We start from the raw sequence: 26,688 nt of genomic DNA, 5'->3' as shown, positions 1-26,688 counted from the left end.
TATTGGGTTTTTCGCCGCAGCCTGCTTTAGACGGTCGACAGGGAAAATAGGGTATAGTCATGAGTGCCAGTGAAGAAATTGCAGAGAAATATCTCGGACAGATAGCAGCGGCTGGTGATGGCGATGCTCTCGAAGCCATTCGCGTTGCCGCCCTCGGCAAGAAAGGCGAGATTTCGCTGTTGCTCAAGACTCTGGGCAAGATGACTCCCGAAGAACGGCAGGCCGAGGGACCGAAAATCAACGGTGCGCGGCAAGCTGTGGCCGACGCGATCGCATCGCGGAAAGACGCGATGGATAGCGAAGCACTGAACGCCCGTCTCGCTACCGAAAAACTCGATATGACCCTGCCGCCGCCTAGTGCGCCAAAGGGCAGCATCCATCCGGTCAGCCAAGTGATGGACGAACTGGCCGAAATATTCGCCGATCTCGGCTTCTCGGTCGCCACCGGTCCCGAAATCGAGGACGACTGGCATAATTTCACCGCGCTCAATATTCCCGAAACCCACCCGGCGCGGGCGATGCACGATACATTCTATTTCCCGCAAACCGATGAAAGCGGCATGGCCAAATTGCTGCGCACCCATACGTCTCCGGTGCAAATCCGCACGATGATGGATGTTGCCAAGCAGACCGATGGCGCTGGCGAACCAATCTACCTCATTGCACCGGGCCGCACCTATCGCAGCGACAGCGATGCCACCCACACGCCGATGTTCCATCAGGTCGAAGGTCTGGTAATCGACAAGGGCATCCACATGGGCCATCTAAAATGGACACTCGAAACCTTCGTCCGCGCTTTCTTCGAGCGGGACGATATCGAATTGCGCCTGCGCCCGAGCTATTTCCCGTTCACCGAACCCAGCGCCGAAGTCGATGTCGGCTTCTCGGTCGAAAAGGGCCGCCGGATCATCGGCGGCGATTCCCGAAGCAACGAGGGCGGCTGGATGGAGATACTCGGTTCCGGCATGGTCCATCCCAATGTCATCCGCAATTGCGGGCTCGACCCCGATGTCTGGCAGGGCTTTGCCTTCGGCTGCGGTATCGACCGGCTGGCGATGTTGAAATATGGCATGGACGATCTGCGCGCTTTCTTCGACGGCGATCTGCGCTGGGCCGATCATTACGGTTTTGACGCCCTCGACGTCCCCACATTGAGCGGAGGAGTCGGCGCATGAAATTCTCTTTAAGCTGGCTCAAGGCCCACCTCGATACCAACGCAAGCCTCACCGAAATCACCGACAAGCTGACCGATATTGGTTTGGAAGTGGAAGGGCTGGAAAACCCTGCTGACGCATTGCGTCCATTCCGGGTTGCCAAGGTGATCGAAGCCGGGCCGCATCCCAATGCCGACAAGCTGCAACTGCTCAAGGTTGACGATGGCTCCGCTGAACCATGGCAAGTGGTCTGCGGCGCACCCAATGCGCGCAAAGACATGGTAGGCGTCTTTGGCCCTCCGGGTACCTATATTCCGGGCAGCGATTTTACGCTGAAACCCGCAAAAATCCGGGACGTCGAGAGTTTCGGCATGATGTGCAGCGCGCGCGAGCTGGAACTTGGTGAGGATCATGACGGTATCATCGAATTGCCGTCAGATGCGCCGGTTGGCACCAGCTACGCTGACTATGCAAAACTTGATGATCCGGTCATCGACGTCGCCATTACCCCCAATCGTCAGGATTGCATGGGCGTCCGCGGGATAGCGCGCGATCTCGCCGCTGCCGGTCTCGGTACGCTAAAGCCGATGGACATCGCCAACATCGCCCGCAACGGTGCAGGTCCTGATATCGCGATTGACGATCCAGAAGGCTGTCCCGCTTTTTACGGCTGCACCGTTAGCGGCGTGACCAATGGCGCGTCACCGGACTGGATGCAGGCCCGGCTGAAATCCGCTGGCCAGAAGCCGATTTCGGCGCTGGTCGACATCACCAACTATGTCACCCTAGATCAGGGGCGCCCACTGCACGTCTATGACGTGGCCAAGCTGAACGGCGGACTGGTTGCGCGCAAGGCGCACCAGGGCGAGAAACTGGTCGCGCTTAACGACAAGGAATATACGCTCGACGAGACCATGACTGTGATCGCCGATCAAGCAGGCGCACATGGTATCGGAGGCATCATGGGTGGCGCGGCTAATGGCACGGACGCGAACACCACCGATGTGCTGATCGAATGCGCCTATTTCGACCCGGCCCATATCGCCCGTACCGGCCAGAAGCTGATGCTGACCAGCGATGCGCGGCAAAGGTTCGAGCGGGGCGTTGATCCGGCTTTCCTGGAAGAAGGCGTTCAGATCGCGACGGCGCTGGTGCAGGCCCTTTGTGGCGGCAATGCCAGCGAGATAACCCGCACAGGCGAAGCGCCGACGGAACAGCGCGTGATCGATTATCACCCACGCCAGTGCGCCGCTCTCGGCGGGCTGGATGTCGATCCAGACCGACAACACGGCATTTTGGAAGCGCTGGGCTTTGTCATCGGTGACGATTGGCAGATCACAGTGCCAACATGGCGTCGTGACGTCGCCGGCTGGCAGGATCTGGTCGAGGAAGTCATCCGGATGGAAGGGCTCGACAAGGTTCCATCGACACCGCTTCCCCGCAAGCCGGGTGTCGCCAAGCCCACCGCCTCTCCGGAACAGCTGGCCGAGCGCAAGGCACGGCGGGCAGCGGCAGCACGCGGGCTGAACGAAGTCGTCAACTGGAGCTTCATCTCCGAGAAGGAAGCTGCGCCTTTCGGTGGCGGAACCTGGTCGCTGGCCAATCCGATCAGCGAAGATCTCAAGGTCATGCGGCCATCGCTGCTGCCCGGCCTGATCGCGGCCGCCCAGCGCAATGCTGCGCGCGGCGCATCCTCTATCCGCCTGTTCGAAGTCGGCCGCCGCTATCTGGAAAGCAGCGAGCATCCGACCATCGGTCTGGTGCTCGCCGGTGAAAACCGCGCCCGCAGCTGGCAGGCTGGCGCCGCGACGAAATTCGATGCCTATGACGCCAAAGCCGAAGTGCTTGCGATATTGGACGCCGCTGGCGCACCGGCCGACAAGCTGATGGATTTTGGTGAAGCAGGCGATCATTATCATCCCGGCCAGTCGGGCACATTGCGTCTGGGACCGAAGAAGATACTGGCGGCTTATGGCGTACTCCACCCTTCGACGACCAAGGCGATGGGCTTCAAGGGCTCTGCCGTTGCCGCCGAGCTATTCCTCGATGCGATTCCGCTGAAGAAGAAGTCGGGCCATATGCGCGATGCCTTTGCCCCGCCGGCATTGCAGGCGGTGACTCGCGATTTCGCCTTCATCGTCGATGCGGACATGCCAGCGGACGATCTTGTACGAGCAGTCAAAGGCGCGGACAAGAAACTGATCACCGATACGCGGATTTTCGATCTGTTTGAGGGACCTAGCGTGGGCGAGGGCAAGAAGTCTCTGGCGGTGGAAGTGACGTTGCAACCGACTGACGCAACCTTGACCGAAGAGGATCTGAAGGCATTGTCGGACAAAGTGGTGGCAAACGCTGCGAAATTGGGCGCGGAATTGAGGGGCTAGTTTTATCAACCATCTGCAGCGATAGCTGCACCCGACCTTTTTGGTTTCACGCGAAGTCGCGAAGACACGAAGAGGTTGGGATAACCGGTAAATCTTGGCGCCTTCGCGTCTTCGCGTGATAAATTTATTATGGCTCCGCTGACGCGGAAACGAGAAACAGAAACTGATGACCAAACCACGCCGTACATTCGCGATTATCTCTCACCCCGATGCGGGTAAAACGACGCTGACCGAGAAGCTGTTGCTGAAAGGCGGGGCTATCCACTTGGCTGGCGAGGTCAAAGCGCGGGGCGACAACCGGCGGGCTCGGTCCGACTGGATGAAGATCGAACAGCAGCGCGGGATTTCGGTCACCTCCAGCGTCATGACCTTCGAGCGCAACGGTATCGTCTTCAACCTGCTCGACACGCCGGGCCATGAGGATTTTTCCGAGGATACCTATCGCACGCTGACCGCCGTCGACAGCGCGATCATGGTGATCGACGCCGCGAGCGGGATCGAGGCGCAGACGCTGAAGCTCTTCGAAGTCTGCCGGATGCGCAACGTGCCGATCATCACCTTCATCAACAAGGTCGACCGCGAAGGCCGCGATCCGTTCGAACTGCTCGACGAGGTTGCCGACAAATTGGCACTCGACGTCTGCCCAATGAGCTGGCCCGCTGGCATGGGCGGACAGTTTGAAGGCGTCTATGATCTGATCAACAACCAGCTCCACCAGCCGACCGGCGACAGCAAACAATATGACGGCGTGACCCAGCAATTTTCCGGTCTCGATGACCCTAAGCTGGCCGAAGTCCTCAGCGAAAGCGCGCTCGAGCGACTAACCAGCGAAGGCGAACTGGCGCAGGGCGGCTATAGCGGCTTCGATCTCGAAGCTTATCAGAACGGCGATCTGACCCCGGTCTTTTTCGGCTCTGCGCTCAAACAGTTCGGCGTTGAAGAGCTGATCGAGGCGATTGCCGACTATGCTCCATCGCCCCGCCCGCAACCCGCTGATCCGGCTCCGATTGATCCGGCTAGCAGCGATGTCACCGGCTTCATTTTCAAGATTCAGGCCAATATGGACCCGCAGCACCGCGACCGGATCGCCTTCATGCGACTCTGCTCGGGCGAATTCAAACGCGGTATGAAGCTGACACCTTCGGGTCTCGGCAAGCCTATTGCCATCCACTCGCCGATCCTGTTTTTTGCGCAGGACCGCGAAATTGCGGATACGGCGGAACCGGGCGATATTATCGGGATCCCCAATCACGGCACCTTGCGGGTCGGCGACACCTTGTCGGAAAAGAACCAGGTGCGGATCACGGGCCTGCCCAATTTCGCTCCTGAAATCCTCCGCCGCGTCATCCTGCGCGATCCGACCAAGACCAAGCAGCTGCGCAAAGCGCTGGACGATCTGAGCGAAGAAGGCGTGGTGCAGGTTTTCTATCCTGAAATCGGTGCCAACTGGATCATCGGGGTGGTTGGGCAGTTGCAGCTCGAGGTTCTGGTGTCCCGGCTGGAAGCGGAATATAAGGTCGACGCCTATCTCGAACAGGCCCCGTTCGAAACCGCCCGCTGGATCAGCGGCGACGAGGCGACGGTCGATGCCTTTGCCAATATCAACCAGAGCGCGCTCGCCAAGGACCGCGACAATAATCTCGTATTTCTGGCAAGAAGCGCATGGGATGTAGGCTATCAGGAAGAGCGCAATCCTGACCTAAAGTTCAGCACGACGCGGGAGCGTTAATCCGGTAAAGCCCGGTCATGGCCAGCAGATCAACGACCGAAAAAGCCTTCCAGTCGATCATCATCGATGACGAAGGCCGCGCCTGCGCAGATATCCCGGAAAGCGCCTGCAAACAGGAACCGGGCAATTTTTTCACTCATGTCGGATCGCTAGCCCTCACCAAGATTGCGGACGGGCTGATTGACCCGAAACTGGTGCTGAGTTGGCTGATGACCTCCCTCGGAGCACCGATTGCCCTCGTAGGCCTGCTCGTCCCGGTGAGGGAGGCTGGCGCTCTATTGCCACAACTTCTGACCGCCGGCTTCTTGCGGAGACTGCCCCGGCGTAAATGGGCCTGGGTCGGCGGGTCGCTGGTGCAGGGTCTGGCGGCTGCGGCTATCGGGTTTGTCGCGCTGACCATGACCGGTGTCGCCGCAGGTTGGGCCATTGTCATCTCATTGGCAATATTGGCTCTGGCGCGAAGCGTCTGTTCGGTGTGCTACAAGGACGTGCTCGGCAAAACCATCGCCAAATCCCGGCGCGGCACCGCGACCGGATTGGCTGGTTCAATTGCGTCGGTTGGCGTCATTATCTTCGCGCTTTCCTTGTCCTTCAATCTGGTTGACCGCATGATGCTGGTCACCGGCGGCCTGTTTCTGGCTGGCGGAGCATGGATATTGAGCGCGCTGTTGTTCGCGACCTTGAACGAAGAGGCCGGCGCTACCGAAGGTGGAAAGTCGGCGTTCAAAGAAGCGCTGAAAAATTTCACTTATCTAAGGGATGATCCCCAGCTCAGCCGCTTTATCGCGACGCGGGGACTGTTGACGGCGACCGCGCTGGCCCCGCCGTTCATGATCGCCGTTGGGAGCGAGGCTGGAGAAGGTTATGACAAGCTCGGCTTTCTCGTGCTCGCGTCCGCTCTTGCCAGCCTGTGCAGCAGCTTTGTCTGGGGCCGCCTGTCCGACCGCTCCAGCCGCAAGGTGCTGATTTTCTCGGCGATGGTTGGCGCTGTCATTTTGGCGATAACAAGCTGGCTTGCGTTCGCAGGGACATTGGGCGGCGGTGTCATATTGCCTGTGCTGCTATTCGGTCTGATGATCGCCTATCAGGGTGTGCGCCTCGGACGATCAACCCATCTCGTCGATATGGCGGGCAAATACACGCGCGCTGCCTATACCGCGCTGTCAAATACGATCATCGGCTTGCTGCTGCTCGCCGGCGGGGTCTTTAGTTTAATCGCCAACTGGTTTGGTGGGGAGATTGTGCTGTCGATCATGGCGGGGATGAGCGGGCTGGCTATATTGGTTGCTTGGGGTTTGGAAGAAGTGCAACGGAAATAAGAAAAGGGAGAGGCTTGTGCAGGTAATTTCAAAGACGGTGTTGACGCTATTCATTTCTTTTGCCGTGATGGCTGCAGCTCCAGAAACACCGCAGCCGCCCTTACCGCCATCTGGTGGTGCTCTAGTGCTTGGAGAACTTCACGGGTCCCGGGAAGTGCCCGATCTGTTCCTTGCAATGGTTCAAGACTATATTGCAGAGGGCAAACAACCGATAGTGGCCGTCGAACTGCCGCCATCTGCGGGAATGCTAGACTGCCCGTTCGTCGGCGCCGACAATTTATCACCTTATTGGCGGAATGACTATCAGGATGGCAGAACCAGCCTCGCGATGGCGGAATTAATCTGTACCCTGAAACCGCTTGCGGCGACCGGTGATTTGAAATTGCTTTTCATGGACGACGAGAAACGACCGGGTAGCTTTGATTCAGATGCAGCCAAGCGTATTGCGATGCTTCTTGACGGCTCTGCGAAACATGCCTTCATATTGACGGGCAATTATCATTCCCGAAACGCGCCGGAGTCAATCAACGGCCAACTTCAAAGCCTGGGGATCAAAACCACCAGTGTCACGGTAGGCGCACCCAAGGCGACTTTATGGGTACAGATGCAGGGCGATGCCAGAGGCTCAGAGCAAGCGATGACGGTCAACTTTTGCAAAAGTGACCCTGGCTCCGCGGTCGCTTTTTCCCTGCTGGAATCGCCAAAATGGGATTATTGTCTGAATATGCCCGAGATGACGGCCTCGCCACCAGCGCAGGGTCACTAACCTCGCAACAAAAATACCGCATGTTCCGCTAGCAAATTCGCCAGGCCGCGCCCGGTCTGCTTGTCGCCGCTCAGGAACCACTGCCCTTCCTGCGCATATTTGCCATCCTGCACCAGCGCGCGGAAATCGTCGATGGTGACATGGTGGATATTGGGCGTGTCATACCAGCTTTGCGGAATCAGGCGGGTGACCGGCATCCGGCCGCCGAACATCAGCGAGCTTCGCACCCGCCAGTGGGCAAAATTCGGGAAGCTGACGAAAGCCTGCTGGCCGATGCGCAGCAGCTGTTCGAGCATCACATCAGGCCGGTGGGTGGTTTGCAGCGTCTGACTGAGTATCGCATAATCGAAACTGCCATCGGGGTAGGCGGCGAGATCGGTATCGGCATCGCCCTGCACCACCGACAGCCCCTTGGCGACCGCGCTGGCGACATTGGTGGGCTCAATCTCCAGCCCGCGGGCATCGCAGCCTTTTTCATCGCGCAGCGCCGCCATCAGCGCGCCGTCGCCGCACCCGATATCAAGCACCCGGCTGCCCGGCGCGATATTGTCGGCAATGATCTGAAGATCGGGACGGAGTCTGGTCATGCGGCGCGCTCTTTGAAACGGAAGACAGAAGTTTTTTGCGCACGAAGACACGAAGGCACGAAGGGAAGAACAGGTGATTTCTTCTTTGTGACTTTGTGGCTTTGTGCGAGTCCACTAATGCGCAGCGACAGTTTGAAAATAGGACCAGCGGTCATTTCCCCTCTCCCGCCTTCAGGAAGCCGTCAACAATCCGGTTCATCTCCGGGTTCTCCAGCAAGAAACTGTCATGTCCGAACGGACTCGACAATTCCATGAAGCTGACTTCGGCACCCGCGGCGTTGAGCGCGTGGACCATCGTCCGGCTTTCGCTGGTCGGATAGAGCCAGTCGGTATCGAAACTGATCAAACAAAAGCGGGTTTTGGAACCGGCAAAAGCATTGGCTAGCACCCCGCCATGCGCCTCGGCGAGATCGAAATAGTCCATCGCCCGGGTTATGTAGAGATAGCTGTTGGCATCGAAGCGGTCGACAAAGCTGATCCCCTGATGCCGGAGATAGGATTCCACCTGGAAATCTGCGTCAAAGCCGAAGGTCTTGGCCTCCCGGTCCTGCAGCCGCCGGCCGAATTTCTCGGTCAGGCCTTCTTCCGACAAATAGGTGATATGCGCCGCCATCCGCGCCACCGCGAGACCGCTGCTTGGCGGATCATCATCGGCATAATAGGCCCCGCCGCGCCAGCGCGGATCGGCCATGATCGCCTGCCGCCCGACTTCGTGAAAGGCGATATTCTGCGCGCTATGCCGTGCTGCCGAGGCGATGATCACCGCCGACTTGACCCGCTCGGGATAGAGCGCGGCCCAGCTTATTGACTGCATCCCCCCCATGGAACCGCCAACAACCGCATGCAGCCGCTCGATCCCGAGATGGTCGAGCAGCATCGCCTGCGCCCGCACCATGTCGGCGATGGTCAGCACCGGAAAATCCATCCCCCAGGGCTCATCGGTAGCAGGATTGATCGTCGCGGGACCAGAGCTGCCGAGACAGCTGCCGATCACATTGGCGCAGATGACAAAATGGCGATCGGTATCGATCGGCTTGCCAGGTCCGACCATCCTTACCCACCAGCCGTCCTTGCCGGTCAGCGGGTGTTTCGAGGCCACATATTGATCGCCGGTCAGCGCATGACAGATCAGGATGGCATTGCTGGCATCCGCGTTGAGCGTGCCATAGGTTTCATAGGCATATTCGACCGGCGCAAGCGCGGCTCCGCTGTCCAGTGGCAGCGGCCCCAGCAAACGGACCTGTCTGTTCAATCCATAACGCTCATCTTCGCTCATGATAATAGGGGCTAAGCGGCGAAATCGGGAGCGTCAATTGATAATGCTGTTGACTGACAGGCCGCAAAGGTTAGTCCGGCGACAGATATTATCTTCAGACGAACAGGCCAACGCAATGAATGCACCAAAACCAAAAGACTGGATCATGGGAATTGCGCCCTATGTGCCCGGGAAATCCAGCGGTGATGACGGTCGCAAGCTGGTCAAACTGTCAGCCAATGAAAACCCGCTGGGATGCAGCCCGGACGCGACGGCGGCGTTGAACGCCGCATCGAGCGCGGTCGACCGCTACCCCGATCCCGGCTCGACCAGATTGCGCGCCGCGATTGCCGCCAGATTTGACCTCGATCCGGCGCGGATCATTTGCGGCACCGGTTCGGACGACGTGCTCCATCTCGCCGCCAATGCATTCAGCGGACCCGGCGATGAAGTGATCTACGTCAAATATGGCTTCGCCGTTTATGATATCGCCGCGCGGCGCTATGGTGGAACGCCGGTTATTGCCGACGACAAGGATTATGGCACCGATGTCGATGCGATACTCGCCAAGGTCAATGACCGGACGCGGGTCGTCTTCATTGCCAATCCCAATAATCCCACCGGCACCTTTTCCAGCCGCGCAGAAATCACGCGCCTGCAGGCAGAGCTTCCCGAGCACGTCCTGCTGGTGCTCGACGGCGCCTATGCCGAATATCTCGTGGCGGACGAGGATGATGGTGCGCTGGAGCTGGCCGAAACAAAAGCCAATGTTCTGGTCACCCGCACCTTTTCCAAGATCCACGGTTTGGCCGCCGAACGGATCGGCTGGGGCTATGCCTCGGCGGAGATTATCGGTGCGATGAACCGGATCAGGCTGCCCTTCAACGTCACAACAGCAGGCCAGGAAGCGGCCCTCGCCGCTCTGGCAGCCGATGATTTTATTGCCACCAGCCGCGCGCATAACGCAAAATGGCGGCAATGGCTTAGCGACGAGATCAGTGCGCTGGGCAATCACGGCTTGCGGATCGTGCCGAGCCACACCAATTTCCTGCTCGTCCTGTTCGAGGGCAAAATCACCGCCGAACAGGTCAATGCAGCGCTGATGGAAAAAGGCTATGCCGTGCGCTGGTTGCCCGGACAGGGGCTGGTCAACGGCCTGCGAATGACCATCGGTACCGAAGAAGAAACGCGCGGTCTCGCCCGGGCGTTGCGCGAAATTTTGGACACCGCCAGCTGATGCTGCCCTTTGCCAATATCGCGATCATCGGTCTCGGACTGATCGGCTCTTCCATCGCCCATGCGGTCCGGCAGAGCATGCCGTCGGCGCGAATCACCGGCTTTGACAACGATCCGGAGGTCCGGGCCCGGGTTATCGAGCTCGGCTTTTGCGACGATGTCAGCGACAGTGCCGGGGCAGCGGTCACCGACGCCGATCTGGTCATCCTCTGCGTGCCAGTTGGCGTGATGGCAGAGGTTGCCGCCGAGATCGCCGAAGACCTGCCGGACGATGCCATCATCAGCGATGTCGGATCGTCCAAGGAAAGCGTGCTGGCCGCTCTGGCCAAGGCGCTGCCCGATGCCCGGATTATCCCGGCCCATCCTGTGGCAGGTACCGAGCACAGCGGTCCGGATGCCGGATTTGCGACGCTTTTTCAGGATCGCTGGTGCATATTGACGCCGCCGAAAGATGCTGCCGAAGGCGATGTCGAACGGGTGAAGGCCTTCTGGGAAAGGCTCGGCGCCAATGTCGAGATCATGGACGCCAAACATCATGACCTGGTCCTCGCCGTGACCAGCCATTTGCCGCATCTGATCGCCTATACGATTGTCGGCACCGCGTCCGATCTGGAAGATGTGACCCGCGGCGAGGTGATCAAATATTCCGCAGGCGGTTTCCGCGATTTTACCAGAATCGCCGCCTCCGATCCGACCATGTGGCGCGATGTCTTCCTGTCCAACAAGGATGCGGTGCTGGAAATGCTCCAGCGCTTCTCCGAAGACCTGACCGCGCTGCAACGCGCCATCCGCTGGGACAAGGGCGACGAACTGTTCGACCTGTTCTCCAAGACCCGCGCGATCCGCCGCAGGATCATCGAAGAAGGCCAGGACGACGCCGCACCCGATTTCGGTCGCACCCACGATTAAAGGCCGCTTGGCACGCTCATGGCAGCGGAGCGATCGAACGCGCACGAAGGCGCAAAGTGACCGCGGTGATGTTTCCATCCTGCGCGCCAGTCTGATCATTGCTGCAGTCCACCAAACTTTACAGCAGAGGCCGGTTTTGTTTTCTGTAATCTTTGCCCCGAAGCCCCGGATTTCTGGTCTTTACCGGTCATATTTCGGCTTCGAGTGTAATCTTTCAAACTGCTCCTCGCATCAGACTGCCGGCAACTTGCAGACGGTGATAAACGCGGCTTTCCTATTCAAATTATCAAAGAGCCTGTCCGGCATCTGCTGCAGGATCAATAGCGATAATATGCGATCGAGCCGGGTGTAGGACAGCGCTTTGTGGATGAGGATGTCAGGGCAATTGCACCTGTGACCAACACCCTTCCCAATCGTCAAACCTTCAAACCCAAATTTTACAATGGCATATACAATGCCATAAAATTCGGTACCATGCGAGAATACCCAGCGGCAACAATCAGCTGGGAAACGCTATGGGAGTCTGAATTTGGCCGAAACTACAGCGAATAATGTCGCGCATTCCAATAATGGTGGAAGCCCGGAAACGGGATATGGTACCAAGAATTACCGCAATTATATTCTCGGAATTTTGCTCACCGTCTATATTTTCAATTTCATCGATCGCACGATCATCAACATATTGACCGAGCCAATCAAGGAAAGCTTCGGGGTTGAAGACTGGCAAATGGGGCTGCTCGGCGGCCCGGCTTTCGCGATTCTCTATACATTTGTAGGCATCCCGATTGCTCGCTTTTCCGAGAAGAACCACCGGGTCTGGATCATCGCCGGGTCAGTGGCCTTGTGGAGCCTGATGACGGTTTTGTGCGGCTTTGCGACCAGCTTTATCGCGCTGTTCATATTCCGTATCGGCGTCAGTATCGGCGAAGCCGGTTGCTCGCCACCGGCTAATTCGATCATCGCCGACTATTTTGTGCCCAAGGAACGTTCGACCGCCGTTTCGGTCTATGCGTTGGGAATCCCGCTCGGCGGCATGGTCGCCTATGTTTTCGGCGGCTTCATCGTCGGCAGTCTGGATGGTCCCACGGTCGCCGCAATGCTCGACAGCTGGAACTGGACCTGGGCAGTGAACGCTCTGGACTGGCAGAATATCGAAGCCTGGCGCGTTGCATTCGTGGTTGTCGGCGTACCGGGCCTTATTGTCGCACTGATTGTGAAGATGACGATCAAGGAACCGCCTCGCGGCTATACCGACCCGGCGGAAATGCAGAACAGGGAACAGGTCGGGTTTCGCGCGGTGTTAAAGATCCTGTCCACGAAACCGGCTTATTGGCACGTCACCATGGGTGTCACCATTGCCTCGTTCGTCAATTATGGCGTCGGCCAGTTTTTCGTGTCCTTCCTGATCCGCACCCATGAACTGTCGATATTTGACGCCTCGGTAAAATTCGCATTGGCACTGGCGGTCATGGCATCGATTGGCACCTATATGTCGGGCTATCTGGCGGACAAATATGCAGAACGCTTTCCCAAGGCATTGGCCTTGATACCGATGTTTGCGCTGATAGGCGTCATACCTATGCATGTGGTCGGCTATCTGGCAGATTCCCTGTGGCTGGCCATTCCACTGATGATGGTCGGTCAAATGCTGCTCTATACCTATCTCTGCCCGCTCTATGCGGTCCCCAGCGGCGTGGTCGACAGCCGGATGAGAGCCACGGCAGTCGCCGTCACCCTGTTCATCGTCAACCTGCTGGGTTACGGCCTTGGTCCGCCACTGATCGGCGGGCTGTCGACGATATTGAATGCGACATTCCTGTCAGGACTGGATCCGGCACTGTCGCTGGAGGCGTGCAAGGCAAGCAATCTCGCCGTTGCTGCGCAAGCCGCTTGTGATTCGGCCAATGCGGACGGACTGCAGTGGTCGATGGTCCTGTTCAAATGTCTCTATATCTGGGCAGTTTTCCACTTCTACATGGCCAGCCGCACCATTCAGCGCGACATGGGCCGCTAATATCCGGATCGGATGACGGGGACAATTTGCTGGCTATAGCAAAGTCTCCGTCAGCCGGTCCTGATTCCGGAAGAGAAGTCCCCGCTATTCGGTGGTCTTGCCGTCAAAATGCTCATGCTCGTTCTGCGCGTCTGCGGCAGTCGCATGAACGGTTCCGTCGATATGCTCGGGCGGACCGTAAATGGTGTAAAGCCGGAGCGGTTCCTTGCCGGTGTTCACCACATTATGGCTGGCACCCTGAGGCACGATAATGCCGTCATCGGCTTTTACTTCATTGGCTTTTCCGTCGATCCAGATCTGGCCGCTGCCCTCTTCGATCCGGAAAAACTGGTCGCGGTCATCATGGACTTCTTCGCCGATTTCGTCGCCTGGTTGAAGGGCCATCAATACGAGTTGCAGATTATGTCCGGTGTAGAGCACACGGCGGAAATCATCATTCTCTTCCGTCAGCGTTTCAATATTATCGACAAATCCTTGCATGTGGATATTTCCTTTCGTGGGTGAACCGGTTCCGTTGTTCGCATGACTATTCGTTTTCGTCGCTTTCGGCCATTTCTTTTTCCCAGGTTTCCTTTGCCGCAACTTGCGCAGCTTTGCTGGCGTCGGCGGTCGCAGCAGCAGCCTTGATCACCGCTTTTTGCGCTGAATCTGCAGCCTTTTTCGCCGCAGCCGTATCGGCTTCCAGTCCCGCCATCAGCGACGTGTTGGTTTCGCGAACGGCTTCACCGGTTGCGGTCACGGCTTCTTTCACCAGATCCTGGGCTTTCCGGGCATTTTCATTCGCCGCCAGATCCAGTTTGCTATTGGCCGTCAAAATCTTGGTTTGTGCGCGTTTGGCTGCCGCCTCCGCGGTGATCGCCATTTGAGCGGCAGCCTCCTTGTCCTTCTGCGCTTCGGAACAGACCGCCAGCTTGGCCGCCGTCACCGACATTCTTGCGGCATTATGCGCTTCCAGCGCCGCCTTGCTGGCAGCGTGTTTCGCGTCGTCCATGCTCTGTTGTGCCTCACCCATGGCGTCATCTTCGGATGTGACGCATTCCGCCTTTTCACTGGAATCATTTTTCTGGGTGCAGCCCTGGATCGCCAGGGACAGGGCCAATGCTGTGGCAATGGTGGATATGGTTTTCGTCATGACTTGGACTCCGATCTGTGGTCGGCGAATCGATGGAGCGTGGCTCTGTCCTTCGCCTGAGGAGATGTCTCAAGACAATATGGGCGCTGCTTTGTAACTACGTAATTCCCACAATTTCCAATCCTGAAGGCGCTTTCACGCAGCTTACAGCCGCTCGAGCGCCAGATTGATCTCCTGCAGGCGATCGCCGTTACGGGCCGGTTGCATTCCGTCGTCTGACGCGATTTCGAGTTGCTTCTCGCCATAGGCCCAGCGCCTGAGAATATCGGCCTTGATGGCATCCGGCAGGTCCCCTGCCAACAGCTTGGCTGGCGTGTGAAATACGCCGGCGGGATCGGCCAGGACTATTTCAATATCCCATCCTTGTGCTTTTGCCTCGGACTGCAATGTTTCGAGATAAATATCCCGGTCAATCCGCGCCTTGACGTCGCGTTCGGTTGGCAGAACTTCGCCGGAGATATAATATTCCCCATCCGGTAGGTAAGTATAAGGCACGCCACGATATGCTTGCAGCTCGCCGGCGAATGTGTCGCCGCCATAGCGCTCGTCCAGAACATCATGGGTCGCGGGAAGGTCGTGAACATGAACATCCGCCCCGCTATGATTGGCCAGAATTTCCACGGCGTGCTTTTCATCGGCAGCATTCCACGTCCGCACCCACAAAAGCAGGCCGCCGCGTTCGAGCTGGTCCTCGACATAATCGGCGTGATGCTGGCCGATGAGCTTCGCCAGAACCGCGCCAATGGCACCACCGCCGATCCCGCCGGCCGCGGCTGCTATAATGGCCGCGCCAATGGCACCGCCCGACGCGACCACTGCGGTGAGCGTCGCCAGCGCGCCGACATAGATGAAACCGCCGAAAACGCCGCCTTCTGCATCGCCGATCACATCCGTGGAGATATAGGCCGTGGTAGGAACCACCGGATCATCTTCCAGTTCCCTCACCGAGGTGAAGCCGTGCCCAAGTTCCTTTTCCACGGAAGACAGCGGCGCGAGCAGACTGAGTTCCGACCGATCGAAACCGTGCGATAACAGGTCATCGACGGCAGCCTGCAGCGCGCGTTCGGATTGAAAGACGCCAACCGCTTCGCGGACAATGGGGGTTTCTTGTTCTGTCATTTCATCTTCTCCGGATAAGCTCCGAGGGGGGAAATGAGATAATATCTGATAGCCGCCCGTTCGGAATCATGCCTGTTTCCCATAAGCCATCATCAATTGTCGAGAACCACGTAATCTCCCTTAGATACCGCTTTGCAATATGCAGACGGGCCGGTTCAGACATGATCGGCTGACAGCCTGTTCGCGGGGGCTTCAGCTTTACTCAGTCGTTCAGCATGTTGATCGCGGCGTGCACCCGGTCGCGGATATCGTCGCGGTCCAGGCCCGGCTCGATCTCCGGCTGCACCTCATAGGTGATCACACCGCTTTTCTGGACGAATGTATCGCGGGGAGAGACGATTCCGCTGTTCAGGGCGACCGGGACCAAGGGGATGCCCATCAGCTTGTAGATGCCGGCAAATCCGGTCTGCAGTTCGGGTCGCTCTCCATGATGAGCGCGGCTGCCTTCGGCAAAAATGACAATCGGACGGCCTTCCGCGACCGCTTTCTTGGCCTGCTTGATGATTTGCCGCATCGCCGCGCCACCGCCGTCGCGGTCGATGCCGAGCAGGCCATGTCTGGTCGCGATCCATCCCCAGAGAGGAATGACCAGCAGCTCTTTCTTCGCAATCACCACCGGCCTGTCGAAATGGCGCAGCAGGTCGATCGTCTCGAACATGCTCTCATGCTTGAAGACATAGAGCAGAGGCTCGTTGCGGATCTCGCCCTTGACCTCGACCCGGATGCCGAGGATCAGGCGGGCACAGAGATAATGATAGCGGCTCCAATATTGCGCCATATAATAGATGGTCTTCGGCCAGAAAAAGGCGCCGACGAAAGTGGCAATGATGATCGGGACGGAGCCGAGATAGAAGACCGCCATGAAGATCAGGGACCGGATGAACGCGAGCATTTCAGACGCCTGCCAATGCCGCGAGACGGCGCATCAGATATTTATTATATTCGGTGAATAAAGTACGCAGCGACGGCTGGGTCTGCACCGCATCGGACAATATTCGTACCTCCGGCGGCATCGCTCTTTCCAGTTCCAGCCGGGCGCGCCGCATATGCCAGTCAGAGGTCACCAGTCGCACCGATTTATCGCCCCGTCTCGCCGCCCAGCGGGCAATTTCAAGCGCATTGGAGCGGGTGTCCACCGCCTGAAAGCCGAGATCAATGCAGCAATCGAACAAAGCGTCCGGCCGGTCATATTCCGCTGCCAGCTCCGCAGGCTTCACATCGCGATCGACCCCGGAGACAAGCAGCCTACCCGCTGTTTTCGCTTCGAGTATATCCAGCGCGCGATCGATACGGCCTGCTCCGCCGGTCAGCACGACCACAGAGCCGGTATGCGCATCATCATCCGCCGGACGCGGCAAATCGATGGCGAACCAGGCAAAACCGATGATCCACAACAGGATCAGGAAAGAGAAAAAGCGCAAAATCATCCAGCGGGTCTACAATATCTTTTTCAAGGCGCCGGTGACCGTTAATCTGGCGGTCACCATGGCAAGGAACATTCCCAATATCGGAATGGCAGCAATTATCAACCAGCTCCACCAGTCGAGACCAACCGATTGCACCAGACCGGAGCCAAGCGCGGACAATTGCCCGCTGATCAGCCAGATGATCACCGCACCGCCAGCCAGACCGATCAACCCGCCAAGAAGCGCATCCAGCGCGATGCGCCGCTGGAACAGACGGCTGATCTGCTGGTCCGTCCCCCCCAGCAAATGCACGACCGCAATGGTCTCGGTATGGGTATTGAGCGCCGATCGCGCCGAAATGATAACGGCTGCCCCCGTCGCGAGGGCAAGCAGGCCCACCAGACCAAAAGCGATCCACTGGAACGAACGCACCAGAGAAATTACCGGTGCAATATAGCCGCTGCTGGGCTCGACACGGGCTCCCGGCGCAATCGATTGCAACGTGCTCCGCAGCGATTGATATTCGGCGTCGGTCGCCGTGCGGGCGAGTTTCACATCAATCAGCGCGGGAAGGGGAATATCATCCGCCAGATCCTGCGTGCCCAACCACGGCTCGATCAGCGCATCGATCTCTTCGGGCGGCAGAACCCGGACTTCTTCGATAAGCGGCAATGTGCGCAATCGTGCGGCAACCGCACCTGCCTGACGGTTTCGGACTTGCGGATTGGCTTCGATAATCTGCACCGTCGCCCGGCTGGACAGTTCGTCCGACACGTCGCTCATCGCCCGGGTCATGGCGAGACCGGCCGCCGCGGTCAGAACCGTGAGAAAAATCATGATCGCTATGACCCAGGGCATCGGCCCGGACAAGCGCCCCTCGGGAATCAGGCGCCGGTCATGGCCCGGAATGACAAAGAATTTGAACATGCCCCCTGCGCCCTATTGCGTCTGGTCTTGGGGAAGTGGCGGATGACGCAGCGAACCGGTCGGATCGGCGAGCATGCCTTTTTCCAGCCGCATCATCTGGGCGCCGGGTATCTTGCTGAGCAAATGGATATCATGGGTTGCCACGACGATGGTTGTGCCGAGCGTATTGAGCGCCTCGAACAATTGCAGCAGGCGGATCGCCATTTCGGGATCGACGTTACCGGTCGGCTCGTCGGCTACCAATATCTCCGGCCGGCCGATCACCGCCCGGGCTATCGCCACGCGCTGTTGCTCGCCGCCTGATAATGTCGCTGGCCGGGCAGATGCCCGGTCGCCGAGACCGACCCATTCGAGCATCTCCGTCACCGGGGTCTCGAGATCCTTTTCGCGAACACCGGCAACCCGCAAGGGAAGCGCGATATTGTCAAAGGCCGACAGATGCGGAACGAGGCGGAAATCCTGGAAAACCACCCCGATCCGGCGCCGAAAACCGGGCAGGCGCTCGCGCGGCATGGTGACGGCATCTTCGCCGAAAAGCCGGATCACGCCGCGGCTGGGGCGCTGTGACAGATATAGCAGTTTCAGCAGTGATGTTTTGCCCGCACCGGACGCGCCGGTGAGGAAATAAAAACTGCCGGGATAAAGGGTGAAATTGAGATCGGCCAAGGTTTCTGCGCCCGCACCGTAGCGCAGACCAACATTTTCAAATCGAACAATTTCGTCCATTTATATGCTACATTCCAATATTCTGGCCCAATATTGCCCGGCCCCGCAATCAATAGGCCGGGAAGACCATCCAAATCAACTCCGCTATCTTGCGCACGACTTTATTTTGCGGGAAAACGCGAAAAAAAAGGCTTCGGTCTCAAATCGATGATGCAGCCACTTGCAGTTTGGCGTCATGGCGTGTTTAGAGGTTATGTCATGATTTTGAACTGCCCGGCTTGTAAAACTCGTTATCTCGTGCCCGACAGCGCCATTGGTATCAATGGCCGTTCGGTACGCTGCGCTTCCTGTCGTCACAGCTGGTTTCAGGAAGCCGCGATTCCGGAAAAAGAACTGGTGACCGCAAGCGCCTCGGGCGAAACACCCGCGATCCCAAAGCCGGAACCGGTTTCTGACGAGACCGCCGCCCCCACAGCACCGGCCTCTCCGGTCAGTCGTTCAGCACCACCGCCACCGATTTCCGTCACACCGGACTATGCCGCAGAAACAAGCAGTTTCGCGCACGAGCCGCCGTTCAAGCCCCGCCGGAACCCGGCGAAATTATGGACCATCGCCGCCGTTGCTTTCGCTGCTGTCGTTCTGGCGGCGGGCGCTGCGCTGTTCATATTCGGACCACCGCAATGGATTTCCGACTATCAATTCGCCTCGGCCGAAGAAACCCCGCTACTGATCGAGCTGAGCCAGAAGCAGGACCGCCGGACGCTGCCGGACGGTACCGAATATTTTGCCGCCAGCGGCACGATCATCAACCCGACCAAAACCGACCAGACGGTCCCGTCCATGCTGGTGATCCTGCGCGATGCCGGTGGCCGGATCGTCTATAGCTGGAAAATGAAAGCACCGGCGCAATCGCTTTCGCCCGGGGCAAAGATTAATTTCAACGAAGCCAAGCTTGATGTGCCGCGCGCCGCCAGCCAGCTGGAAGTCGGATGGGCTGACACAATCAGGGAATAGCCACCTTGCCCGGACCATGCCGTCCGAGCGCGTTACTGAAATTCCAGAATCTGGATGGTCCCGCCGTCAATATCGGCGATCTGCCCGGCAGATCGTTGCACAGCAAACCGGTTGCTGCTGTCCTTCGCTGCAACCCGGCTGGCCGGATTTCCCAAACGGATCACTTCGCCTCTCAGGATATTCGCGCTCGCAACGGCCTGAGCGCGGGTACCGGAGCTGGCCGCCTCGTCCGATGACACGCCCGGCGTTGCACCGAGAAGAAGAAAAATGAGAAGCAGGCCGTCCATAGAGCAGAGTAAAACGCAATCCAGCCGGCCCGGACAAGGTAAATAGAAGGTTAACAGCCGCCTTTGTCGAAGTTTTCGTAGGCGTAGCGGGCATGATGGCCTCTATCGTGCGGTTACGGGACAAAATCGCTGTCCCGGTTAACAGAAGTCACACGGCAGCGAATATCTGTTGCGGCTGCCCAACCCCTTTGCTAGAGGCTCGCGCCTACCCGGGGCACAAGTGTCCCAAGCTAGAGACAGTGCGGTCGTGGCGGAATTGGTAGACGCGCAGCGTTGAGGTCGCTGTGGGGTTAATACCCCGTGGAAGTTCGAGTCTTCTCGACCGCACCATTTCAGACATTTAACGGGAAACCGCCATTTTTGCGGAATCATGGCGGTCAAGGATGGGCACCAATTTGGGATCAGTTGACCTCAGAGTGCCATTTTCACTTCTGGGCTGTTAGCTGACCGACCAATCCTGAATAATTATCGATGACGAACGGACATTGAGCCGTTGCACATCGCAATGGCGGCTATCGCCCCAATCGCGGTCGTTAAATCATATGGCCTACAACGGCAGGAACCAGCGCAAAGCGGACGTTAGAAAAATTGAACCAAAATTAATGCGATTGCGCTGATATGGTCAACTGATCTCATATCAGATTGCGTTATGCGCCATGATGGCAATTGGTCGGAAACCGGACCTGCACCTCTCCACAAGTTGGATTGCTGTTGGCGACGAGTTGAAGTGGCAAGCCGGATTCATCGATTTTTCTCATACACCGCGTTGAGCAAGAGGGCCGCTGTGGCGGTACCTCACCCTTTGACAAGATCGTAAACTCGTCAGATAACTGGCCCGATGCCAGCAACTCTCATGACGATCTTTTACGCAGCAGCGGCAGCAGTTATTGTCTTTTCTTTGGCAATGACGTTCGGCCAGCGCGAGGATCGAAAAGACCAGTCAATCAGTTTCGCAGCTTTGCTGCTCGCTTTGCTCGCCCACGTTCTCGGCGAATTGCTCATCATATCCGGTGCTTATGAAATCGCGCCGCATCTTGTGGGTGTTGAGCTTTCCGTCCGAATGGCTCTTGGACCAGCTGTTTTGTTCTACACTCGCGCCCTGGTCTCACCGACTCAATTCAGCTTTGGTGGTCGGGACTGGTTTGCTCTTCTTGGACCGGCACTCGTTATCCTGATAAGTCTCCCGTTCTCATTCCTCAGTGCAGAAGAAAAACTCGCGCTCGTTGATCCGGCGACCCGAAATCCTGTCCATTTCCAGATCGCTTTATTCACTTGCACTGCCGGGATTTTGCTCTTCCTGGCATTCACCACCTTCTACCTCATTGGCGCTCTAAAACTCCAAGCCAAGCATCGATCAGACATGATGCAGCAGTTTGCGAGCATTGATCGGCGTTCATTGAATTGGCTCAGGAACGTGCTCTTGATGTTCTGCGGAGTCTGGCTGTTCTTGGGGATAAAACAGGTGCTATGGGTAAGCGGAATATCCGTGCCGCGATTCTACGTGACCTTGGCGCTCGTCGAGATGCTCTCCATTGCTGTATTTGCCTATCTTGGGGTTCGCCAACCGCCTTTGAACTTCGACGAAAACCTTCCATCGCCGTCTCCAAGAATGCCTTTTCTCACCGATGCGCATATGGTGCGAATAGCCGCCAAGATCACCGCAGCGCTGAATACCGATCGCTTGTACGCAGACAGTGATCTTTCCTTGCGCGATCTGTCCGACGTTACCGGTGCGACCAAAAACCACATCTCTGAAACCCTCTCGCAGCATCTAGAGGTCAATTTCTTTGACTTCGTCAACAGGTGCAGGGTCGATGAAGCAAAACGCCTGCTGGTTGAAACTGATGAAACCGTTCTGGCTATAGGATATGAGGTTGGTTTCAATTCACGCTCGACATTCAATGAGGCGTTCAAGAAACATGGCGGTTCAACGCCCAGCGCCTATCGAGCTGCGGAGCGCGAGGAATTGCTGCCCGTTTTGAACAGCGCAAAAAAGATTTCTCCTACAGTGTCCTAATAGGCCCATCCGGACGACAAGCTGGGTGGATTCCCTTATTCATTCCGTCATTCGCGTTGGACTCCAGCGCGACCTCTTAACGTATCTTTGGAGGCGCACTGACCTATGTCTCAACTCAACCAATCTCAACGATCTGCAATTCTGATGGCCCGGATCGCAGGATTTTCTTACATAATGTATACTATCGCTGGGTTATACATTACCTTCGGTCCGATCCCCGCATTCAGCGCTTTCCTCGGCGCGGACGGTCCGGTGGTTGAACTCGAGCTTCCTTTCAGGACAGGCCTGCTTGCCGAAGCGCTGCTTTACACTTTCGTTGGTATCTCAGCGGCCGCAATGTATGTCGTCCTGCGCGCGGTCAGTCCGGGCGTCGCTATTATGGGAGCCTTCTGTCGGCTCATAGAGGCCGCCATGGGCGCAACCTTCATCGTCTTTAAATACGCAGCCTTCGCGGCCATCACCAACCGGGATTTACTGACAACATTTTCAGACGCTGAACGTAGCGCCCTCATGGGCCTCTTTGGCCACTTATCCGGCTCAGCCCTTTTCTTTCTTCTCATCCCCATGGCCTTTGGCGGCGTGCTCTTCTTCAGCCTGTTTCTCCGTTCTCGCTTTATCCCTAGGTGGCTCGCAGCATGGGGTGTGATGACCTATGCAATTATTGGTTGTGTTGCCGCTACTGTTCTTCTTTTTCCGGACTTTAGAAACAACGTCATGTTGTTTTTTTTGCCGGGGGCCTTGTTCGAATGGGTGGTGGCACTGTGGCTGCTTTTTAAAGGGATAAACACGCAGCATTGGGAGGATGCTGTCAAAGCCAATTTACCTGATTGAAAATCGAGGTAGGTTGGTTGCAGCGAGGAGATGGCGAATATTTCGGCTCTTGTTGCCCGATATCCGGTTTCCCGAATACCTAGCCGGCTGAAACCCTGGCCGCATGCGCCTTGATGATTTCCTGCATGGAGGCATCGCTGTCGAATATGCCGTACCAGCCCTGGGGCTCGTGTGGAGGGTCGCCCATATAGGCGGTGTCCCCGGGGTGGAACCGATGATCGTCATGGGCGGAGCGCGCCTCGCCGTTCCAGGCCCAGAAATTACTGCCCACTACCGGTCCATTGACCGCAGCGCTGGCCTCGACCGCTTTATATATCATGGCATAGAAGCGCTCGCGAAAGGCGGTCGGTATTGCGGGATCATAAAGCTCGCCATCACGGGGGAAGCCGAATTCCTCGAACACCAGCGGCTTGTCCATTTCTTTGGCGAGACGAATATGCGTTTCGATATAGCTGGCGACCCTGGCCGCGCCGGCATCCCAGGTGCCGGCCAGATCCTTGCCGTCGACCCAACCCCAGTTAAGCGGCCATATATGGGCCGTGAGATAGTCCATCTCCTTGTGCGCCTCGACGAACACATCCTCGCGGCCGCCGCTGGCCGTCGTGCCTTCCTGCCCCAGTGACACCAGATGGTTGCCGTCAAGCGACCGGATCAGCTTTGCCGTGGCGCCAATCCACCGATAATAGTCCGGCAATGCCCGGTCGATCACGGCCGCGGTGACACCCGGGCGCGGCTCGTTGCAAAGCTGCCAGCTCATCAACGTCACATCGTCGCGATATGGCTGTCCGGTCACGACATTCGTCCGTCCCACCATATGCCGGACATGATCGTGATAGAGGCTGATTGCTGCCCCGGAGCGATAGAAATCGCTGTTCTGATCGGGAAATTCCGGCCACGGATGCGCCGGGTCATTCATGTCGACATAGCGACCGGTTGTATAATAGAGATAGGTCATCATGCCGCCGGACCATTCCCAGAAGTTGGTCAGGCACAACACCGCTTTCATGTCGCGCTTTGCCATTTCCGCCATGCAATAATCCAGACCTTCGAACAGGGTCTCGTTCCAGCTCTCCTTCGTCCGGAAGCCGGGCTTTATGCCGGCCTTCAATGGTCCCTCTTCGGACGATGCCATGATCCGCAAATTGGTAATGCCCAGCGCCTTCAGCCGGTCCAGTTCGCGGCCCAGCCTTGGCCGGTCTCCATAAGCAGCATCCGCGCCGAGATAAGCGCCATACCAGAGATTGGCGCCCGCAAACCGGTAGGTCTCATCCTTCAACGTCAGGCGCCCGCCTTCCCGTCTGACAAAGAACGGAGCAGACGGGGCTGCTCCATTGCAACCAAGAAGAGAAAGAGCGCCAGCGCTCACCCCGGCCGCCAGCATCTGACGTCTTGTTGTCTTGACCATATCCGCTGCTCCCTCTCCCATGGATGGACCGGTTTTATCAGATATGGCTTTCGTTGTCATTCCTGTCACGAGTCAGACTGATTCGGTTGCAAAACAGCCGAAAAGAACCTAGAAACCTGTGGGTCTGCCAATGTCGGATGTCGCGTCGAGGAGCAAGAAGATCAACGAAAGATTGCCCGCATAATGTCGGAGTCCAGAAAGCGGGCCACGATCATTGACGTCGCGACAGCAGCCAATGTCTCGACGAAAACGGTCTCGAGAGTTTTCAACGACGAACCGCATGTCCGCAAGATATTGCGGGACAAGGTATTGCAGGCAGCGGCCGAGCTTGACTATCATCCCAATATCATGGCCCGCGGTCTGGTCGGACGACGGTCTTACCTGCTGGGTCTGATCTACGAAAACCCCAGTCCCAACTATGTTGTCGAGTTGCAAAACGGCGCACTCGACCGGTTGCACGGAGAGAAATACCGGCTGCTCGTATTGCCAGTGGGCTCGGTTATCGAGGTCGCGGGAAAAATAATGAGCGTCTTGCGCGCGGCCGCGCTCGATGGCGTCATCCTCTCTCCGCCAGCTTCCGATCATCCCGGAATATTGGACGAACTCCGTCAATATGACTTCCCGTTTTCGCGCGTTGCGCCGACCCAGTCTCTCGATATTGGCCCCTGCCGGACAACCGATGATATCGAAGCGGCGCGAAAGATGACGGAATATCTGCTCGGGCTCGGCCACACCCGGATCGGAGTCATCAAAGGCGATCCGACCCACCCTTCCAGCGGAGCGCGATTGACCGGCTTTCTGGAAGCTCTGAAAGCCGCCGGACTGTCACATTCACCGGATCTGCTCGAGCAAGGCTATTACACCTATGAATCCGGTCTCGCTGCAGCCCATAAATTGCTGGACCGGACGGATCGCCCGACGGCCATTTTCGCCCAGAATGATGACATGGCCGCCGCCGCGATCATGGCCGCCCGTGATCTCGGGCTCAATGTTCCCGATGACGTTTCCATCTCCGGCTTCGATGACAGCGCGATCGCGCAAATCGTCTGGCCGCGGATTACAACCGTTCACCAGCCCGTCTTTGACATGGCGCGCGATGCGACCGACGCGTTGATCGCAAAGCTCGAGAATAAGCCTTTCAATATGCTGGAAACCCATGCGTGCGAGCTGATTATCCGGCAATCAACAGCACCGCCCGCAAGCCGGTGATGGCCAAGCCGTGATCCGGCGTCGCGAACGGCTGAGCTATGCGGCAGGCGACCTTGGTTTCAACCTCGTCTGGCAATCGATCGAACTCTATCTGCTGTTTTTCTATATTCAGATATTGCATCTGCCGCTCGGTATTGCGGCCGGCATTTTTCTCGTCGGCGCTGCGGTCGATTGGCTTTTTGATCCTCTCATCGGCGCTGTTGCCGATCGCAAGGCGGCGCGATATCCGATGAGATTATGGGTCCTGCTGAGCGGCCCGCTGATCGCCATAGCCTTGTGGCTGGCCTTTCGATCTCCACCCCTGGCGGGAATGGATCTCGCGATTTACGCGGCCACGACGCATATCGGACTGCGATTTGCTTATGGCTGCGGCAATATTCCTTACGCGGTGCTGACCGCGCGGATCACCGATGATCCGTCCGAGCAACTAAAGCTCACGGGCATGAGAATGCAGGGAGCCGCACTGGGCGGACTGACCGCAGCGACGATTTATGCGCTCGCCTCGGGAGGCGACACGCCATTTCTGGTCGGTGCCCTGATATTGGGCGTTCTGGCCCAGCCCTGTTTCCTGATTACCTGGCTGGGGGTCAGGGAGCGCGTTGCCTCGCCGCCGATATCATCGCTGCCACCTGTTCAGGAAATTTCGCATTATTTCGGACTGATCGGACGCGATAGCGGGTTGCGCCGCTTGCTGGTGACGATCGTGGTGGCAGGATTGAGCACGACCGTGACGGCAAAGTCTATCCTGTTCCTGTTCGACCGTGATTTGCAAAACCCGCAATGGGGCTATTGGGCGGCCCTGTTACCGTCGGCGGCCTTGCTGATCACGACCCCGTTATGGGTCGCCTTGTCATCGCGCATCGGGCTGGTGACGACCCTGATATCGGCGGTCCTGCTGCACGCCACGGCTCTGGTGATGCTGACAATTTTCTATGGACACGGGCTGGCAGTCGCGACCGTGATATTGGCGATTGCCATCTCTGCCACATGCGGGATGTCGGTGATGTTCTGGTCAATGGTGCCGATCGCTATCCGCAATCTGGAAACCGCGCCCGACGGGACGGGTTGCGCTGCGCACGTCTATGCCCTTTCCAATGTTGCCCGCAAATTGGGGCAGGCGCTGGCACCACAAATAATTGCCTTGAGCCTTGCCCTGACGGGTGGTGGCGATGCGACGTTAAAGGGTGGAGCGGTTCTCCCCGGGATGATTCTGGCCGCGATGATATGCGCGATTACCATCATGATCTATCGTCCGACAAGTGGCGGGCGCAACAGCGCACAGGCGGTTTCGCGACCCTAGCAGCCGTCCGCGTTGGCTAAAC

General features: G+C 57.7%; 24 protein-coding genes and 1 tRNA gene. 14 read left to right on the top strand and 11 right to left on the bottom strand.

Annotated elements, in window-relative coordinates; all coding sequences use genetic code 11:
- Positions 1 to 59 precede the first annotated feature (59 nt).
- The 5 genes from pheS to AACZ86_RS00830 all read left to right on the top strand — a co-directional run bounded on the left by pheS (position 60) and on the right by AACZ86_RS00830 (position 7,352).
- Positions 60 to 1,175 carry a phenylalanine--tRNA ligase subunit alpha gene (gene pheS / locus AACZ86_RS00850; RefSeq protein WP_339688715.1) on the top strand — a complete coding sequence of 372 codons (1,116 nt, stop codon included), beginning with the start codon at positions 60 to 62 and terminating at the stop codon, positions 1,173 to 1,175.
- Positions 1,172 to 3,538 (top strand): phenylalanine--tRNA ligase subunit beta, encoded by a 2,367-nt coding sequence (gene pheT, locus AACZ86_RS00845; protein WP_339688713.1) that lies wholly within the window; start codon positions 1,172 to 1,174, stop codon positions 3,536 to 3,538. The genes pheS and pheT overlap by 4 nt, the downstream gene beginning before the upstream one ends.
- A gap of 166 nt (positions 3,539 to 3,704) precedes the next feature.
- The gene (locus tag AACZ86_RS00840; RefSeq protein ID WP_339688711.1) at positions 3,705 to 5,267 is read left to right on the top strand and encodes a peptide chain release factor 3; all 1,563 of its coding nucleotides are present in this window, start codon (positions 3,705 to 3,707) and stop codon (positions 5,265 to 5,267) included.
- Positions 5,268 to 5,284: 17 nt separating this feature from the next.
- Positions 5,285 to 6,586: an MFS transporter gene (locus AACZ86_RS00835; protein WP_339688709.1), complete on the top strand. Its 1,302-nt coding sequence runs from the start codon at positions 5,285 to 5,287 to the stop codon at positions 6,584 to 6,586.
- Positions 6,552 to 7,352 (top strand): hypothetical protein, encoded by an 801-nt coding sequence (locus AACZ86_RS00830; protein ID WP_339688707.1) that lies wholly within the window; start codon positions 6,552 to 6,554, stop codon positions 7,350 to 7,352. The genes AACZ86_RS00835 and AACZ86_RS00830 overlap by 35 nt, the downstream gene beginning before the upstream one ends.
- Here AACZ86_RS00830 and metW read toward each other — a convergent pair.
- Both metW and AACZ86_RS00820 read right to left on the bottom strand, forming a co-directional pair.
- On the bottom strand, positions 7,349 to 7,939 hold the full coding sequence (gene metW, locus AACZ86_RS00825; protein ID WP_339688705.1) for a methionine biosynthesis protein MetW: 591 nt from the start codon (positions 7,937 to 7,939) through the stop codon (positions 7,349 to 7,351). The two genes, AACZ86_RS00830 and metW, sit on opposite strands and share 4 nt — an antisense overlap.
- A 151-nt stretch (positions 7,940 to 8,090) precedes the next feature.
- Entirely contained in the window at positions 8,091 to 9,215 is a 1,125-nt protein-coding gene (locus AACZ86_RS00820) for a homoserine O-acetyltransferase (protein ID WP_339688702.1), read from the bottom strand.
- Positions 9,216 to 9,330: 115 nt separating this feature from the next.
- Between AACZ86_RS00820 and hisC the strand changes: the two genes are divergently transcribed.
- The 3 genes from hisC to AACZ86_RS00805 all read left to right on the top strand — a co-directional run bounded on the left by hisC (position 9,331) and on the right by AACZ86_RS00805 (position 13,353).
- The gene (hisC, locus tag AACZ86_RS00815; protein ID WP_339688699.1) at positions 9,331 to 10,431 is read left to right on the top strand and encodes a histidinol-phosphate transaminase; all 1,101 of its coding nucleotides are present in this window, start codon (positions 9,331 to 9,333) and stop codon (positions 10,429 to 10,431) included.
- The gene (locus AACZ86_RS00810) at positions 10,431 to 11,339 is read left to right on the top strand and encodes a prephenate/arogenate dehydrogenase family protein (RefSeq protein WP_339688697.1); all 909 of its coding nucleotides are present in this window, start codon (positions 10,431 to 10,433) and stop codon (positions 11,337 to 11,339) included. Before hisC ends, AACZ86_RS00810 begins: the two co-directional genes overlap by 1 nt.
- Before the next feature lie 529 nt (positions 11,340 to 11,868).
- Positions 11,869 to 13,353 (top strand): MFS transporter, encoded by a 1,485-nt coding sequence (locus tag AACZ86_RS00805; protein WP_339688695.1) that lies wholly within the window; start codon positions 11,869 to 11,871, stop codon positions 13,351 to 13,353.
- Between the two features lie 84 nt (positions 13,354 to 13,437).
- Here AACZ86_RS00805 and AACZ86_RS00800 read toward each other — a convergent pair whose 3' ends face one another.
- The 7 genes from AACZ86_RS00800 to ftsE form a co-directional block, all read right to left on the bottom strand.
- Positions 13,438 to 13,833 (bottom strand): cupin domain-containing protein, encoded by a 396-nt coding sequence (locus tag AACZ86_RS00800; RefSeq protein ID WP_339688693.1) that lies wholly within the window; start codon positions 13,831 to 13,833, stop codon positions 13,438 to 13,440.
- 46 nt (positions 13,834 to 13,879) lie between these two features.
- Positions 13,880 to 14,485 (bottom strand): hypothetical protein, encoded by a 606-nt coding sequence (locus AACZ86_RS00795; RefSeq protein ID WP_339688690.1) that lies wholly within the window; start codon positions 14,483 to 14,485, stop codon positions 13,880 to 13,882.
- Between the two features lie 144 nt (positions 14,486 to 14,629).
- Complete coding sequence (locus tag AACZ86_RS00790; protein ID WP_339688687.1) at positions 14,630 to 15,604, bottom strand: hypothetical protein; 975 nt, start codon at positions 15,602 to 15,604, stop codon at positions 14,630 to 14,632.
- Positions 15,605 to 15,806: 202 nt separating this feature from the next.
- The gene (locus AACZ86_RS00785; RefSeq protein ID WP_339688684.1) at positions 15,807 to 16,496 is read right to left on the bottom strand and encodes a lysophospholipid acyltransferase family protein; all 690 of its coding nucleotides are present in this window, start codon (positions 16,494 to 16,496) and stop codon (positions 15,807 to 15,809) included.
- Between the two features lies 1 nt (position 16,497).
- Positions 16,498 to 17,031, bottom strand: coding sequence for a YdcF family protein (locus tag AACZ86_RS00780; protein ID WP_339688681.1), 534 nt, complete (start codon positions 17,029 to 17,031; stop codon positions 16,498 to 16,500).
- A 9-nt stretch (positions 17,032 to 17,040) separates the two neighbouring features.
- A complete protein-coding gene (locus tag AACZ86_RS00775) occupies positions 17,041 to 17,937 on the bottom strand; it encodes an FtsX-like permease family protein (protein ID WP_339688679.1) in 897 nt (298 codons plus the stop codon).
- A 12-nt stretch (positions 17,938 to 17,949) separates the two neighbouring features.
- A complete protein-coding gene (gene ftsE, locus AACZ86_RS00770) occupies positions 17,950 to 18,663 on the bottom strand; it encodes a cell division ATP-binding protein FtsE (protein ID WP_339688676.1) in 714 nt (237 codons plus the stop codon).
- A 147-nt stretch (positions 18,664 to 18,810) separates the two neighbouring features.
- Here ftsE and AACZ86_RS00765 point away from each other — a divergent pair, with 147 nt between their 5' ends.
- Positions 18,811 to 19,617 carry an MJ0042-type zinc finger domain-containing protein gene (locus AACZ86_RS00765; protein WP_339688674.1) on the top strand — a complete coding sequence of 269 codons (807 nt, stop codon included), beginning with the start codon at positions 18,811 to 18,813 and terminating at the stop codon, positions 19,615 to 19,617.
- Between the two features lie 32 nt (positions 19,618 to 19,649).
- On the opposite strand, the gene AACZ86_RS00760 is transcribed toward AACZ86_RS00765, so the two are convergent.
- Positions 19,650 to 19,904, bottom strand: a complete 255-nt coding sequence (locus AACZ86_RS00760; RefSeq protein WP_339688672.1) for a hypothetical protein — start codon at positions 19,902 to 19,904, stop codon at positions 19,650 to 19,652.
- 241 nt (positions 19,905 to 20,145) lie between these two features.
- On the opposite strand from AACZ86_RS00760, the gene AACZ86_RS00755 reads away from it, so the two are divergent.
- The 3 genes from AACZ86_RS00755 to AACZ86_RS00745 all read left to right on the top strand — a co-directional run bounded on the left by AACZ86_RS00755 (position 20,146) and on the right by AACZ86_RS00745 (position 22,752).
- Positions 20,146 to 20,234 (top strand) — tRNA-Leu (locus tag AACZ86_RS00755).
- A gap of 523 nt (positions 20,235 to 20,757) precedes the next feature.
- Positions 20,758 to 21,921: a helix-turn-helix transcriptional regulator gene (locus AACZ86_RS00750; RefSeq protein WP_339688670.1), complete on the top strand. Its 1,164-nt coding sequence runs from the start codon at positions 20,758 to 20,760 to the stop codon at positions 21,919 to 21,921.
- Positions 21,922 to 22,065: 144 nt separating this feature from the next.
- Positions 22,066 to 22,752, top strand: a complete 687-nt coding sequence (locus AACZ86_RS00745; protein WP_339688668.1) for a DUF4386 domain-containing protein — start codon at positions 22,066 to 22,068, stop codon at positions 22,750 to 22,752.
- Positions 22,753 to 22,831: 79 nt separating this feature from the next.
- Here the strand turns inward: AACZ86_RS00745 and AACZ86_RS00740 are convergent, their stop codons facing one another.
- Positions 22,832 to 24,157: a mannanase gene (locus tag AACZ86_RS00740; RefSeq protein WP_339688666.1), complete on the bottom strand. Its 1,326-nt coding sequence runs from the start codon at positions 24,155 to 24,157 to the stop codon at positions 22,832 to 22,834.
- Positions 24,158 to 24,340: 183 nt separating this feature from the next.
- Here AACZ86_RS00740 and AACZ86_RS00735 point away from each other — a divergent pair, with 183 nt between their 5' ends.
- The gene (locus tag AACZ86_RS00735; protein WP_339688664.1) at positions 24,341 to 25,366 is read left to right on the top strand and encodes a LacI family DNA-binding transcriptional regulator; all 1,026 of its coding nucleotides are present in this window, start codon (positions 24,341 to 24,343) and stop codon (positions 25,364 to 25,366) included.
- A gap of 10 nt (positions 25,367 to 25,376) precedes the next feature.
- Positions 25,377 to 26,666, top strand: coding sequence for an MFS transporter (locus tag AACZ86_RS00730; RefSeq protein WP_339688662.1), 1,290 nt, complete (start codon positions 25,377 to 25,379; stop codon positions 26,664 to 26,666).
- The last annotated feature ends 22 nt before the right edge of the window (positions 26,667 to 26,688 follow it).

It is taken from the genome of uncultured Parasphingorhabdus sp., from assembly GCF_963975735.1.
Classification (GTDB): domain Bacteria; phylum Pseudomonadota; class Alphaproteobacteria; order Sphingomonadales; family Sphingomonadaceae; genus Parasphingorhabdus.
Note: the sequence above shows the minus strand (reverse complement) of the source record. Positions and strands in the feature narration are given on the sequence as shown.